General features: G+C 67.9%; 20 protein-coding genes. 18 read left to right on the forward strand and 2 right to left on the reverse strand.

Going from position 1 to position 13,378, the window contains the following annotated elements:
- Window positions 1–157: 157 nt before the first annotated feature.
- Window positions 158–1,351: an elongation factor Tu gene (tuf, locus tag N8N77_RS11770; protein ID WP_261167054.1), complete on the forward strand. Its 1,194-nt coding sequence runs from the start codon at window positions 158–160 to the stop codon at window positions 1,349–1,351.
- A gap of 88 nt (window positions 1,352–1,439) precedes the next feature.
- On the opposite strand, the gene N8N77_RS11775 is transcribed toward tuf, so the two are convergent.
- Entirely contained in the window at window positions 1,440–3,380 is a 1,941-nt protein-coding gene (locus tag N8N77_RS11775) for an acyltransferase family protein (RefSeq protein ID WP_261167055.1), read from the reverse strand.
- A gap of 13 nt (window positions 3,381–3,393) precedes the next feature.
- Window positions 3,394–4,698: a UDP-glucose/GDP-mannose dehydrogenase family protein gene (locus N8N77_RS11780; RefSeq protein WP_261167056.1), complete on the reverse strand. Its 1,305-nt coding sequence runs from the start codon at window positions 4,696–4,698 to the stop codon at window positions 3,394–3,396.
- Between the two features lie 571 nt (window positions 4,699–5,269).
- Here N8N77_RS11780 and rpsJ point away from each other — a divergent pair.
- The 17 genes from rpsJ to rplR all read left to right on the forward strand — a co-directional run bounded on the left by rpsJ (window position 5,270) and on the right by rplR (window position 13,367).
- Window positions 5,270–5,578 (forward strand): 30S ribosomal protein S10, encoded by a 309-nt coding sequence (gene rpsJ / locus N8N77_RS11785; protein WP_261167057.1) that lies wholly within the window; start codon window positions 5,270–5,272, stop codon window positions 5,576–5,578.
- Window positions 5,579–5,586: 8 nt separating this feature from the next.
- The gene (rplC, locus tag N8N77_RS11790; protein ID WP_261167058.1) at window positions 5,587–6,246 is read left to right on the forward strand and encodes a 50S ribosomal protein L3; all 660 of its coding nucleotides are present in this window, start codon (window positions 5,587–5,589) and stop codon (window positions 6,244–6,246) included.
- Window positions 6,247–6,251: 5 nt separating this feature from the next.
- Window positions 6,252–6,911: a 50S ribosomal protein L4 gene (gene rplD / locus N8N77_RS11795; RefSeq protein ID WP_261167059.1), complete on the forward strand. Its 660-nt coding sequence runs from the start codon at window positions 6,252–6,254 to the stop codon at window positions 6,909–6,911.
- The gene (rplW, locus tag N8N77_RS11800) at window positions 6,908–7,207 is read left to right on the forward strand and encodes a 50S ribosomal protein L23 (protein WP_261167060.1); all 300 of its coding nucleotides are present in this window, start codon (window positions 6,908–6,910) and stop codon (window positions 7,205–7,207) included. Before rplD ends, rplW begins: the two co-directional genes overlap by 4 nt.
- Before the next feature lie 29 nt (window positions 7,208–7,236).
- Complete coding sequence (rplB, locus tag N8N77_RS11805) at window positions 7,237–8,076, forward strand: 50S ribosomal protein L2 (RefSeq protein ID WP_261167061.1); 840 nt, start codon at window positions 7,237–7,239, stop codon at window positions 8,074–8,076.
- An 11-nt stretch (window positions 8,077–8,087) separates the two neighbouring features.
- Window positions 8,088–8,369 (forward strand): 30S ribosomal protein S19, encoded by a 282-nt coding sequence (gene rpsS / locus N8N77_RS11810; protein WP_261167062.1) that lies wholly within the window; start codon window positions 8,088–8,090, stop codon window positions 8,367–8,369.
- 23 nt (window positions 8,370–8,392) lie between these two features.
- The gene (gene rplV, locus N8N77_RS11815; RefSeq protein ID WP_261167063.1) at window positions 8,393–8,791 is read left to right on the forward strand and encodes a 50S ribosomal protein L22; all 399 of its coding nucleotides are present in this window, start codon (window positions 8,393–8,395) and stop codon (window positions 8,789–8,791) included.
- Window positions 8,791–9,543 carry a 30S ribosomal protein S3 gene (rpsC, locus tag N8N77_RS11820; protein WP_261167064.1) on the forward strand — a complete coding sequence of 251 codons (753 nt, stop codon included), beginning with the start codon at window positions 8,791–8,793 and terminating at the stop codon, window positions 9,541–9,543. The genes rplV and rpsC overlap by 1 nt, the downstream gene beginning before the upstream one ends.
- Window positions 9,543–9,962, forward strand: a complete 420-nt coding sequence (gene rplP, locus N8N77_RS11825) for a 50S ribosomal protein L16 (protein WP_261167065.1) — start codon at window positions 9,543–9,545, stop codon at window positions 9,960–9,962. Before rpsC ends, rplP begins: the two co-directional genes overlap by 1 nt.
- On the forward strand, window positions 9,962–10,267 hold the full coding sequence (rpmC, locus tag N8N77_RS11830) for a 50S ribosomal protein L29 (protein WP_261167066.1): 306 nt from the start codon (window positions 9,962–9,964) through the stop codon (window positions 10,265–10,267). The genes rplP and rpmC overlap by 1 nt, the downstream gene beginning before the upstream one ends.
- Window positions 10,267–10,575 (forward strand): 30S ribosomal protein S17, encoded by a 309-nt coding sequence (gene rpsQ / locus N8N77_RS11835; protein ID WP_261167067.1) that lies wholly within the window; start codon window positions 10,267–10,269, stop codon window positions 10,573–10,575. Before rpmC ends, rpsQ begins: the two co-directional genes overlap by 1 nt.
- 3 nt (window positions 10,576–10,578) lie before the next feature.
- Window positions 10,579–10,947 (forward strand): 50S ribosomal protein L14, encoded by a 369-nt coding sequence (gene rplN, locus N8N77_RS11840; RefSeq protein ID WP_261167068.1) that lies wholly within the window; start codon window positions 10,579–10,581, stop codon window positions 10,945–10,947.
- A 3-nt stretch (window positions 10,948–10,950) separates the two neighbouring features.
- Window positions 10,951–11,310: a 50S ribosomal protein L24 gene (gene rplX / locus N8N77_RS11845; RefSeq protein WP_261167069.1), complete on the forward strand. Its 360-nt coding sequence runs from the start codon at window positions 10,951–10,953 to the stop codon at window positions 11,308–11,310.
- Between the two features lie 2 nt (window positions 11,311–11,312).
- Window positions 11,313–11,906 (forward strand): 50S ribosomal protein L5, encoded by a 594-nt coding sequence (gene rplE, locus N8N77_RS11850; RefSeq protein ID WP_261167070.1) that lies wholly within the window; start codon window positions 11,313–11,315, stop codon window positions 11,904–11,906.
- 157 nt (window positions 11,907–12,063) lie between these two features.
- Window positions 12,064–12,462: a 30S ribosomal protein S8 gene (gene rpsH / locus N8N77_RS11855; RefSeq protein ID WP_261167071.1), complete on the forward strand. Its 399-nt coding sequence runs from the start codon at window positions 12,064–12,066 to the stop codon at window positions 12,460–12,462.
- Window positions 12,463–12,468: 6 nt separating this feature from the next.
- The gene (gene rplF / locus N8N77_RS11860) at window positions 12,469–13,005 is read left to right on the forward strand and encodes a 50S ribosomal protein L6 (RefSeq protein ID WP_261167072.1); all 537 of its coding nucleotides are present in this window, start codon (window positions 12,469–12,471) and stop codon (window positions 13,003–13,005) included.
- Between the two features lie 2 nt (window positions 13,006–13,007).
- Window positions 13,008–13,367 carry a 50S ribosomal protein L18 gene (rplR, locus tag N8N77_RS11865; RefSeq protein ID WP_261167073.1) on the forward strand — a complete coding sequence of 120 codons (360 nt, stop codon included), beginning with the start codon at window positions 13,008–13,010 and terminating at the stop codon, window positions 13,365–13,367.
- Window positions 13,368–13,378 lie beyond the last annotated feature (11 nt).

Below are 13,378 nucleotides of genomic sequence, written 5' to 3' on the forward strand. Positions count from 1 at the left end.
CGCCCGAGCCCCCTGGCCCGGCGGGGTCGCTACGCAGCGGCCCCGCCATCAAAACTTCACACCGAATCTCTCTACTAGACTGAGAACCATCCCCGTTGCAGGCCGGTCGCAAACCGGTGCCCGGCGCTGTGACAACGACCGTCCTGAGGAGGACCCAGTGGCTAAGGCCAAGTTCGAGCGGACCAAGCCGCACGTGAACATCGGAACGATCGGTCACGTCGACCACGGCAAGACGACGCTCACCGCCGCGATCTCGAAGGTGCTCGCGGACAAGTACCCGTCGGATGTCAACGTCGTCCGCGACTTCAGCTCGATCGACTCGGCCCCCGAGGAGCGTCAGCGCGGTATCACGATCAACATCTCGCACGTCGAGTACGAGACCCCGAAGCGTCACTACGCTCACGTCGACGCCCCGGGTCACGCGGACTACATCAAGAACATGATCACGGGTGCCGCCCAGATGGACGGCGCGATCCTCGTGGTCGCCGCGACCGACGGTCCCATGGCTCAGACGCGTGAGCACGTGCTGCTCGCCAAGCAGGTCGGCGTGCCGTACCTGCTCGTCGCCCTGAACAAGGCCGACATGGTCGACGACGAGGAGATCCTGGAGCTCGTCGAGCTCGAGGTGCGCGAGCTGCTCTCGTCGCAGGACTTCGATGGCGACAACGCCCCCGTCGTTCGCGTCTCGGGCCTGAAGGCTCTCGAGGGCGACGAGAAGTGGACGCAGTCGATCCTCGACCTCATGGAGGCCGTGGACGAGAACATCCCCGACCCGGTGCGTGACAAGGACAAGCCGTTCCTCATGCCGATCGAGGACGTCTTCACCATCACCGGTCGTGGCACCGTCGTGACGGGCCGCGCCGAGCGTGGCACGCTCGCCATCAACTCCGAGGTCGAGATCGTCGGCATCCGCCCGACGCAGAAGACCACGGTCACGGGCATCGAGATGTTCCACAAGCAGCTCGACGAGGCCTGGGCCGGCGAGAACTGCGGTCTGCTGCTCCGCGGCCTCAAGCGTGAGGACGTCGAGCGCGGCCAGGTCGTCGTGAAGCCGGGTTCGGTCACGCCGCACACGAACTTCGAGGGCACGGCGTACATCCTCTCGAAGGACGAGGGTGGCCGTCACAACCCCTTCTACACGAACTACCGCCCGCAGTTCTACTTCCGCACCACGGACGTCACCGGCGTCATCACGCTGCCCGAGGGCACCGAGATGGTCATGCCCGGCGACACCACGGACATGACGGTCGAGCTCATCCAGCCGATCGCCATGGAGGAGGGCCTCGGCTTCGCGATCCGTGAGGGTGGCCGCACCGTCGGCGCCGGCACGGTGACCAAGATCATCAAGTAAGTTCCCCGGAACTCGCTGCGAAGCGGGGTCGGATCCTCGGATCCGGCCCCGCTTTCGTGTTCCCCGGCGGCGCGGCTCGTTGCGCGTCTCAGCGGAACAGCGCGACGAGCTCCGGGTCGCGCGCGAGGTGGTCGCCGGTCGCGGCCGCACCGGGCCCCGTGAGGTGGGCGGAGTCGTACATCATGAGATCCGCCAGATCGGCGCTGGCCGACGCGCGACACGCCTCGTCCGAGCACATCACGTCCCAGCGCGGCAGGTAGTGACCACCGGCCTGCGCCGTGAGGCGCGCGTACGCGTCGTCGAGCGCGCGGGGGATGTCGATGTCGTCGTGGAGCACGCGGCCGAGGCCGTCGAGACGGTTGTGCGCGAGCACGGTCTGCCACACCGGCGCGCCGAACTGCGGCCCCACGCCCAGCACCACGACCCGTGGCCCGAGCGCCCGCAGCCACTCGATCGTGGAAGCGACGCGGTTCTCCGCCCCCTCATCGAGGCGCATGGCGACGACGATCACGTCGAGCCGCGGCGCCAGGCGCTCGAGCTGCGCGAACCGCTCGTCGTTCATCTCCGGGCAAGGCTCGTAGACGTAGTCCGACCGGCGCAGGTCGCGAAGCGGGGGACAGCCGGCCTGTGAGGCGATGAGGAAGTTGGCATCGGGCGCGAGGCGGGAGACGACGTTGAGACCGTCGGGCCCGAACGAGTCCCCCAGCACGAGGACGTTGTGGGCATCTCCCACCGGTTCGCCACACACGAGCGGGTCGGCGCCGCCGCAGATGTCATCGGCGAGGGAGAAGCGTCCCGCGTTCACCGATTCGGTGCTCAGCGAGGCGACCGCGCGCACCTCCACGGAGTAGGCGCTGGGCGCCGACGCGGCGGCCGCCGTGCCGAGCGCTACGGCGCCCGTGACGACCGCGAGCCCGAGCACGGGCGCGGCGAGCCGGCCGAAGCGGCGCCAGGCCGCGACGGCGCTCGCCCGCACTCCCGTACCGTGCACGCGCAAGGGACGCTCGATGAAGCGGTACATCGCCTCGGCGAGCAGCACCATCAGGGCGAGGAGCGCGAGCGTGAGCGGGAGCGAGACCCGCTCGGTGAGGTCGCGGGCATAGACGAGCACGGGCCAGTGCACGAGATAGAGGCTGTACGAGCGCAGCCCGACGTACGTCATGACCGGATTGCTCAGCGCACGATCCAGCAGCGCCGGACGCCGCGCGGCGATGACGAGCGCCGTCCCGGCGGTGGGGACGACGGCGGCGAGACCCGGGAAGTCGGTCCCCGCCTCGTCGAATGCCAGGACCGCCCACAGGATGAGGGCGAGGCCGGAGAGCCAGGCTCCCGCCCGTGCCACGCCCGCGACGCGCCCGCGCGGCCAGGCGAGCCGATCCAGCCACACGCACATCGCGCCCAGCGCGAACTCGAAGGCGCGGAACGGCGTGAGGTAGAAGGCCGCGGCCGGCCACTGGTCCGTCGCCCACGCCGTGACGACGATCGAAAGCGCAGTGCCCGCGACGAGGATCGGCAGGGCCCAGCGCCGCGCACGCGTCGTCACCAGCGCGACGAGCAGGAGCGGCCAGACGAGGTAGAACTGCTCCTCGGCGCTGAGCGACCACATGTGCAGCAGCGGCTGATTCTCGGACTCCGGTGCCCAGTACCCGGACCTCAGCCAGAAGTGGATGTTCGCGATCGACACCGCGGTTGCCGCCGCGGACTGCGCGATCTCGGCGAGTCGGAACGGCGGCAGCAGGGCCGCAGCGAAGACGGTCGTGAGGATCGCCGTGGCGAGGGCCGCGGGCAGCAGCCGGCGCACACGACGCAGGAAGAACTCGACGAACGAGAACGACCCGCGCTGCGTGCCCCCGACGACCTGCCGCGTGATGAGGTAGCCGGAGATGACGAAGAAGACGTCCACGCCGACGTAACCGCCGGGCAGCGCCACGGCGCCGGCGTGGAACAGCACGACCGCCGCGACGGCGAGCGCGCGCAGACCCTCGATGTCGGGCCGGTAGCCCGAAGCCTGTCGCGCGTCCGCCGCCATCACTCCGGTCGCGTCAGACGCGCCCCATCCCGGTGTAGGTCCAGCCCGCGTCGCGCCAGGCGACGGGATCGAGCACGTTCCGGCCGTCGAACACGAACGGTCGTGACACCTTGCCCGCGGTGTCGGCCGGGTCGAGTTCCTTGAACTGCTTCCATTCGGTCACGATCGCGATCGCCTCCGCGCCCTCGACAGCCGCGTCGAGCGAGTCGGCGTAGGCCAGCTGCGGGTGCATCCTCCGGGCGTTGTCCATCGCCTCGGGGTCGTACGAGACCACCTCGGCGCCCAAGCCCTTCAGTCGCACGGCAACATCGAGCGCGGGGGAGTCGCGGATATCGTCGCTGTCAGGCTTGAAGGCGAGGCCCAGCACGGCGACGCGGCGACCGAAGACCTGCCCGTCGAACGAATCGACCACCAGGTCGACCAGCCGCTGCCGCCGGCGCAGGTTGATCTCGTCGATCTCGCGGAGGAAGGCGAGCGACTCGCCCCGTCCCAGCTCGTCGGCGCGCGCGACGAACGCCCGAATGTCCTTCGGGAGGCAGCCGCCGCCGAACCCGACGCCGGCGTTGAGGAACCGACGGCCGATGCGCGCGTCATAACCGATCGCATCGGCGAGCTGCGTCACGTCGGCACCCGTGACCTCGGCGATCTCGGCCATGGCGTTGATGAACGAGATCTTCGTCGCGAGGAAGGAGTTCGCCGAGATCTTCACGAGCTCCGCCGTCGGCTGGTTCATGACCAGGCGCGGGGTGCCCTTTGCGAGGATCGTCGCGTACACCTCGTCGAGGAGCGCCACGTCTTCCGCGCCCGTCTCCTCGGTGACGCCGTAGACCAGTCGGTCGGGGTCGACCGTGTCGCGCACCGCGAAGCCCTCGCGCAGGAACTCCGGATTCCAGGCGAGATGGGCGCCCGTGTCGCGGATCTCCTCCGTCAGCCGAGCCGCCGTGCCGACGGGCACCGTGGACTTGCCGGCGACGAGGGAGCCGGGCGCGAGGTACGGCTTCAGCGAAGCGATGGCGGCATCGACGTACGTGAGGTCGGCCGCGCCGGTGTCCTTGCGCTGCGGCGTGCCGACGCCGATGAAGTGCACGCGCGCATCGGCCGCCGCGGCAAAGCTCGTGGAGAAGCGCAGCCGGCCGGAGTCGACGCCGGCCTTGAGGATGTCGGCCAGCCCCGGCTCGAAGAAGGGCGTCTTGCCCGCCGACAGTGTGGCGACCTTCGCCTCGTCCACGTCGATGCCCACCACGTCGTGTCCGAGTGACGCCATGGCCGCAGCGTGGACCGCGCCGAGATAGCCGCACCCGATGACCGAGATCCTCACACCAGTCTCCTTCTTCATGCCCTCCCGATCCGCGTGTCTGTGCGCGCGGGCGAGGGGACGGACGATCGCCCCCACAACGCTAACGGGTGCCCGCCGTGCCCACGCTCCGCGGACAGTCAGCCAGGGCGCAGTGAACCGCACGCCTCCGGCGGGTGAACGGGCGGTGGCGCGCCCCTCCGGTGGCGAGCGGGCGCGGGCGAAGGCCAACGCCTGAGAGTGACCTGATGGCGCGCATCGACCGCGCGGTGAGCCGCGGAATGACGCGGTTCGCGGCGCGACACGCCCGGCTTGCAGGAACATCCCGCGCGATGGCAGAATAGACAGGTTCCACATTCCCGCGTGCGATCACGCGCGGCGGGATCACTGTCACGAAAGTGCACAGACGGCACGGGGATCTTCGGATCCGGTGCAGGGTTCTGGGCCGCGGGCAGGGAAACGATCACACACCCACTTGCTCGGCTTCTTGCCGCGCGCCCGTGGGGCTGACATGTGAACAGAGGCCCGAAGGGTATCCGGAGGGTACGCGCGTCCAATGCCCGTGAGGTATGACGCTGAAGAGAGTGAGAGATAGATGGCGGGACAGAAGATCCGCATTCGCCTGAAGTCGTATGACCACGAGGTCATCGACACCTCGGCGCGCAAGATCGTCGACACGGTCACGCGCGCGGGCGCCCAGGTCGTGGGCCCCGTGCCCCTTCCGACCGAGAAGAACGTGGTCACCGTGATCCGTTCGCCCCACAAGTACAAGGACAGCCGCGAGCACTTCGAGATGCGCACCCACAAGCGCCTCATCGACATCGTCGACCCCACCCCGAAGGCGGTCGACTCGCTCATGCGTCTGGACCTCCCGGCCGACGTCAACATCGAGATCAAGCTCTGAGGTTCGACATGGCTGACATCAACACGAAGACTTCGAAGGGTCTGCTCGGCAAGAAGCTCGGCATGACCCAGGTGTGGAACGAGAACGGCAAGCTCATCCCCGTCACGGTGATCGAGATCCAGCCGAACGTCGTCACCCAGGTCCGCACGCCCGAGAAGGACGGCTACAACGCCATCCAGATCGCCGCGGGCGCGATCGACCCCCGCAAGGTGAACAAGCCCCTCACGGCCCACTTCGAGGCCGCGGGCGTCACCCCGCGCCGTCACCTCACCGAGATCCGCACCGCCGACGCCGCTGACTACTCACTCGGTCAGGAGCTCACGGTGGACGCGACCTTCGAGGCCGGCCAGCTCGTCGACGTCGTCGGCACGAGCAAGGGTAAGGGCACCGCGGGTGTCATGAAGCGCCACAACTTCAAGGGCGTCTCCGCCTCGCACGGTGCGCACCGCAACCACCGCAAGCCCGGTTCGATCGGCGCCTCGTCGACCCCGAGCCGTGTCTTCAAGGGCATGCGCATGGCCGGCCGCATGGGCCAGGAGCGCGTGACCGTCCTCAACCTCACGGTCCACGCCGTCGACGCCGAGAAGGGTCTGCTGCTCGTCAAGGGCGCCGTCCCCGGCGCGCGCGGCCGCACCGTGTACGTCCGCAACGCTGTGAAGGGGGCCTGAGTTAGATGGCTGACTCGACTCTCGCTCTCGACGTCCGCGGCACCGACGGCAAGAAGGCCGGCTCGGTCGAGCTGCCCGCCTCGGTGTTCGACGTCAAGACGAACATCCCGCTGATCCACCAGGTCGTCGTCGCGCAGCTCGCGGCGGCTCGCCAGGGCACCCACTCGACCAAGCGTCGCGGTGAGGTCTCGGGCACCGGCGCCAAGCCGTTCAAGCAGAAGGGCACCGGCCGTTCGCGTCAGGGCTCGATCCGCCAGCCCGAGCACCGCGGCGGTGGTATCGTCCACGGCCCGAAGCCGCGCGACTACTCGCAGCGCACCCCCAAGAAGATGATCGCCGCCGCCCTCGCGGGCGCGCTGAGCGACCGTCTGCGCGGCGGCCGCCTGCACGTGGTCGAGTCCTTCGGCACCGAGGCCCCGTCGACGAAGGCCGCGGCGAAGTACCTCGCCGAGGTCGCGCCGTCGAAGAAGGTCCTCGTCGTGCTCGACCGTTCGGACGACTACGGCTGGCTGAGCGTGCGCAACCTCGAGAACGTGCACGTCCTCACGCCGGACCAGCTCAACGCCTACGACGTGCTCGTCGCTGACGACATCGTCTTCACCAAGGCCGCCTTCGACACGTTCGTCGCGTTCAAGACGGTCGCCACGAAGGAGGCCTCGGCATGACCGCCGTGCAGAAGGACCCGCGCGACATCATCCTGAAGCCGGTGGTGTCGGAGAAGAGCTACGGGCTCATCGACGAGGGCAAGTACACCTTCCTGGTGGACCCCCGCGCGAACAAGACCGAGATCAAGCTCGCGATCGAGAAGATCTTCGACGTCAAGGTCGCCTCGGTGAACACGATCAACCGCGTCGGCAAGGCCCGCCGCACCCGCTTCGGCATCGGCAAGCGCAAGGACACCAAGCGCGCGATCGTCACGCTCAAGTCGGGCACCATCGACATCTTCACGGCAGTCGCCTGACGCCTGCGAAGGACGAGAGAAGAACGAATATGGCTATTCGCAACTACAAGCCCACGACGCCCGGTCGTCGCGGCTCGTCGGTGGCCGACTTCGCGGAGATCACCCGGTCGACGCCGGAGAAGTCGCTGCTGCGTCCGCTCGCCAAGACGGGCGGTCGTAACAACCAGGGTCGCATCACCACCCGCCACATCGGCGGCGGTCACAAGCGCCAGTACCGCGTCATCGACTTCCGTCGTGACGACAAGGACGGCGTGAACGCCAAGGTCGCTCACATCGAGTACGACCCCAACCGCACGGCGCGCATCGCGCTGCTGCACTACGTGGACGGCACGAAGCGCTACATCCTCGCGCCGAACAAGCTGCAGCAGGGCGACATCGTCGAGTCGGGCCCGAACGCTGACATCAAGCCCGGCAACAACCTGCCGCTGCGCAACATCCCGACCGGTACCGTCGTGCACGCCATCGAGCTGCGCCCCGGTGGCGGCGCGAAGATGGCGCGTTCGGCCGGTGCCGCGGTGCGTCTCGTCGCCAAGGACGGCCCCTACGCGCAGCTGCGTCTGCCGTCGGGCGAGGTCCGCAACGTCGACGCCCGCTGCCGCGCCACCATCGGCGAGGTCGGCAACTCCGAGCAGTCGAACATCAACTGGGGCAAGGCCGGCCGCAAGCGCTGGAAGGGCGTCCGCCCGACCGTGCGTGGTGTCGCCATGAACCCCGTCGACCACCCGCACGGTGGTGGTGAGGGCAAGACCTCCGGTGGACGTCACCCCGTCTCCCCGTGGGGCCAGGCCGAGGGCCGTACCCGTCACGCCAACAAGGAAAGCGACAAGCTCATCGTGCGTCGCCGTACCGCCGGTAAGAAGCGCAAGTAGGAGTCAAGAAGATGCCACGCAGTCTGAAGAAGGGCCCCTTCGTCGACGAGCACCTGCTTCGCAAGGTTGTCTCGCAGAACGAGGCGGGTACGAAGAACGTCATCAAGACCTGGTCGCGTCGCTCGATGATCGTCCCGGCCATGCTGGGCCACACGATCGCCGTGCACGACGGTCGCAAGCACATCCCCGTGTTCGTGACCGAGTCCATGGTCGGCCACAAGCTGGGCGAGTTCTCGCCCACCCGCACCTTCCGCGGCCACGAGAAGGACGACAAGAAGGGCCGTCGCCGCTGACGCGGTGACGCAGAGGAGAAGAAATGGTGGAGTCCATCGCACGCGTGCGACACATCCGCGTGACCCCTCAGAAGGCTCGTCGTGTCGTCGCTCTCATCAAGGGCAAGCAGGCCGAAGAGGCCCTCGCGATCCTGAAGTTCGCGCCGCAGGCGGCGTCCGAGCCGATCTTCAAGCTCGTTGAGTCCGCTATGGCCAACGCGCAGGTGAAGGCCGACCGCGACGGCGAGTACCTGGACCAGCGCGATCTGTACGTGAAGAACGCCTTCGTGGACGAGGGGACGACGCTCAAGCGCTTCCGTCCCCGCGCCCAGGGTCGCGCGTTCCAGATCAAGAAGCGCACGAGCCACATCACGGTCGTGCTCTCGACGCCGGAGGTCGCGGAGACCGCCGCTGCCGGCGCTGACAAGAAGGCGAGCAAGTAATGGGCCAGAAGGTCAACCCGTACGGCTTCCGCCTCGGCATCACCACGGACCACGTCTCGCGCTGGTTCTCTGACTCGACCAAGCCGGGTCAGCGGTACGCCGACTACGTGGCCGAGGACATCAAGATCCGCAAGCTCCTCACGACGACGCTCGACCGCGCCGGCGTGAGCAGCATCGAGATCGAGCGCACCCGCGACCGCGTGCGCGTCGACATCCACACCGCGCGCCCGGGCATCGTCATCGGCCGCCGCGGGCAGGAGGCCGAGCGTCTGCGCGGCGAGCTCGAGAAGCTCACCAAGAAGCAGATCCAGCTGAACATCCTCGAGGTGAAGAACCCCGAGGCCGACGCTCAGCTGGTCGCCCAGGGCATCGCCGAGCAGCTGAGCGCCCGCGTGGCGTTCCGCCGCGCGATGCGCAAGGGTCTGCAGGGTGCGCAGCGCGCCGGCGCCAAGGGCGTCCGGATCCAGGTCTCGGGCCGCCTCGGCGGTGCGGAGATGAGCCGCTCGGAGTTCTACCGCGAGGGTCGTGTGCCGCTGCACACGCTTCGCGCGAACATCGACTACGGCTTCTACGAGGCGAAGACCACCTTCGGCCGCATCGGCGTGAAGGTCTGGATCTACAAGGGCGACCTCACCAACAAGGAACTCGCGCGTGAGCAGGCCAACATGAAGCCGGCTCGCGACCGTGGCGGCCGCCGCGGCCCGCGTCGTGACGACGCGGCCCCGAAGGTCGCGGAAGGAGCTTCGGCGTAATGCTCATCCCCCGCAAGGTCAAGTACCGCAAGCAGCACCACCCCAAGCGGGATGGTCAGGCGACGGGTGGCACCAAGGTCTCCTTCGGTGAGTTCGGCATCCAGGCCCTGACGCCCGCGTACGTGACGAACCGTCAGATCGAGGCCGCTCGTATCGCCATGACGCGTCACATCAAGCGTGGCGGCAAGGTGTGGATCAACATCTACCCCGACCGTCCGCTCACGAAGAAGCCCGCCGAGACCCGCATGGGTTCGGGTAAGGGCTCGCCGGAGTGGTGGGTCGCCAACGTCAAGCCGGGTCGCGTCCTCTTCGAGGTCGCCGGCGTCAACGAGCAGCTCGCTCGTGAGGCCATGACCCGTGCCATTCACAAGCTGCCTCTCAAGGCACGCATCATCAAGCGCGAGGAGGGCGACGCGTAATGGCGATCGGCACCAAGGAGCTCGCCATCAGCGAGCTCGACACGTTCGAGGACCAGCGCCTCGTCGAGGAGCTGCGCAAGGCCAAGGAGGAGCTGTTCAACCTGCGCTTCCAGTCGGCCACGGGCCAGCTCGAGAGCCACGGCCGCATCCGCGCCGTCAAGCGCGACATCGCGCGGCTCTACACCGTGATCCGCGAGCGTGAGCTCGGCATCCGTGCCACGCCCGCTCCGGTCGCGGCGAAGGCCAAGAAGAGCAAGGCGAAGAAGTCCGAGGAGACTCCGGTCGCCGAGGGAGAGGCTGAGTGATGGCCACCGAGAAGAAGACCGTGGAGCACGGCGAGCACGACGTGCGCGACGAGAACGCCCGCGGCTACCGCAAGTCGGCGCGCGGCTACGTCGTCAGCGACAAGATGGACAAGACGATCGTCGTCGAGGTCGAGGACCGCGTGAAGCACCCCCTCTACGGCAAGGTCATCCGTCGCACCAAGAAGCTGAAGGCGCACGACGAGCAGAACACCGCCGGCATCGGCGACCTCGTCCTGATCCACGAGACCCGTCCGCTGAGCGCCACGAAGAACTGGCGCCTGGTCGAGATCCTCGAGAAGGCGAAGTAATCCATGATTCAGAACGAATCCCGCCTCAAGGTCGCCGACAACACCGGCGCGAAGGAGCTGCTCACCATCCGCGTGCTCGGCGGCTCCAACCGCCGCTACGCGGGCGTGGGTGACACCATCGTCGCGACGGTCAAGGACGCGATCCCGGGCGGCAACGTCAAGAAGGGTGACGTCGTCAAGGCGGTCGTCGTCCGCACCGTGAAGCAGACGCGCCGCGCCGACGGCTCGTACATCAAGTTCGACGAGAACGCCGCCGTCATCCTCAAGAACGACGGCGAGCCGCGCGGCACGCGCATCTTCGGACCGGTCGGCCGCGAGCTGCGTGACCGCCGGTTCATGAAGATCGTCTCGCTCGCCCCGGAGGTGCTGTAAGCCATGCCGAACATCAAGAAGGGCGACCTGGTTCAGGTCATCACCGGTGCCAAGCAGGACCGCGGCGGCGACCGCGGCAAGCAGGGCAAGGTCCTCGAGGTCATCGACGGCGGCAACCGCGTCGTCGTCGAGGGCGTGAACTTCATCACCAAGCACAACCGCGTCGGCCAGACGCAGCGTGGCACCAAGACCGGTGGCATCGAGACCTTTGAGGCCCCGATCCACGTCTCGAACGTCGCGCTGGTGGACCCCGAGACGAAGAAGCCGACCCGTGTCGGCTTCCGTCTCGAGGAGCAGGTCAAGGACGGCGTCAAGAAGACTGTTCGCGTTCGCTACGCGAAGAAGTCGGGTAAGGACATCTGAGAATGAGCACGGACACCGCTGCGACGGCTGGCAAGATCCAGCCTCGCCTGAAGCGGGTCTACCGCGAGGAGATCCGCCAGAAGCTGCAGGACGAGTTCGGCTACGCGAACGTCATGCAGGTCCCCGGCCTGGTCAAGGTCGTCGTGAACACGGGTGTCGGCGAGGCCGCGCGCGACAGCAAGGTGATCGAGGGCGCCATCCGCGACCTCGAGCTCATCACCGGCCAGAAGCCCTACGTCACGAAGGCCCGCAAGTCGATCGCGCAGTTCAAGCTGCGCGAGGGTCAGGCCATCGGCGCGCACGTCACCCTCCGTGGTGACCGCGCGTGGGAGTTCCTGGACCGCCTCATCTCGCTCGCCCTGCCCCGCATCCGCGACTTCCGCGGCCTGTCGGACGCGCAGTTCGACGGGAACGGCAACTACACCTTCGGTGTGCAGGAGCAGTCGATCTTCCACGAGATCGACCAGGACAAGATCGATCGCGTCCGCGGCTTCGACATCACCGTCGTCACGACGGCGAAGACGGACGACGAGGGCCGCGCGCTCCTGCGCCACCTCGGCTTCCCCTTCGTCAACAAGGCGACGCAGGCCGCCTGAGACCCAGGTCTCGGGTAAACCGCTGTGAATGCCGGGTCCCGGTTTTGCCGGGCCCGGCATTCTCGCGGACAATAGAAGATCGCACTCACATCCACGTCGTGGAAGGTCGTCTGTCGTGTAACGGCAGCCGAAACCTCATGAACAAAGGACAACTCTTATGACCATGACAGACCCGGTCGCAGACATGCTGACCCGGCTGCGCAACGCGAACTCGGCGCACCACGACTCCGTGACCCTGCCGTCGAGCAAGCTCAAGACGCACATCGCGGAGATCCTCAAGCAGGAGGGTTACATCGCGGACTGGGAGGAGACCGACGCCCGCGTCGGGAAGAACCTCACCCTGACGCTCAAGTACGGCCCCAACCGTGAGCGCTCCATCGCCGGCATCAAGCGTGTCTCGAAGCCCGGCCTCCGCGTGTACGCCAAGTCGAGCGAGCTCCCCCGCGTGCTCGGCGGCCTCGGCGTTGCCATCCTGTCCACCTCGTCGGGCCTCCTCACGGACCGCCAGGCCGAGCAGAAGGGCGTGGGTGGGGAAGTCCTCGCCTACGTGTGGTGATCTGACATGTCGCGAATCGGACGTCTTCCCATCGACATCCCCGCCGGCGTCACCGTGACCGTCGACGGGCAGCAGGTGGCCGTCAAGGGCCCGAAGGGCGAGCTCTCGCTCACCGTGGCCAAGCCGATCGAGGTGAAGGTGGAGGAGAACCAGGTTCTCGTCACCCGCCCCGACGACGAGCGCGAGTCGCGCTCGCTGCACGGCCTGACGCGCACCCTGATCAACAACAACATCATCGGCGTGACCGAGGGCTACTCGAAGGGCCTCGAGGTCGTCGGCACCGGTTACCGCGTGGCGCAGAAGGGCTCGGCCATCGAGTTCGCGCTGGGCTTCTCGCACCCCGTGACGGTCGAGCCCCCCGCGGGCATCACGTTCACCGTCGAGGGCAACAACAAGCTCACGGTGAGCGGCATCGACAAGCAGGCCGTGGGCGAGGTCGCCGCCAACATCCGCAAGATCCGCAAGCCCGAGCCGTACAAGGGCAAGGGTGTGCGCTACGCGGGCGAGCAGGTCCGCCGCAAGGCCGGAAAGGCTGGTAAGTAATCATGGCTGTGAAGTCGAAGTCCGTCGCGCGCAAGCGCCGTCACATTCGCCTTCGCAAGAAGGTCGCAGGCACGCCCGTCCGTCCCCGGCTGGTCGTGACCCGTTCGGCGCGCCACGTGTTCGTGCAGCTCGTCGACGACAGCAAGGGCCACACGCTGGCCAGCGCCTCCACCCTCGAGACCGAGCTGCGCTCGCTCGAAGGTGACAAGACGGCCAAGGCCCGCAAGGTCGGCGAGCTCCTCGCGGAGCGCGCGAAGTCGGCCGGCATCACCGACGCGGTGTTCGACCGCGGCGGCAACCGCTACGCCGGTCGCGTCGCCGCGATCGCCGAGGGCGCCCGCGAAGGAGGGCTGAACCTGTGAGTGACAACAAG

The organism is Microbacterium sp. Marseille-Q6965, assembly GCF_946151065.1.
Taxonomy (GTDB): domain Bacteria; phylum Actinomycetota; class Actinomycetes; order Actinomycetales; family Microbacteriaceae; genus Microbacterium.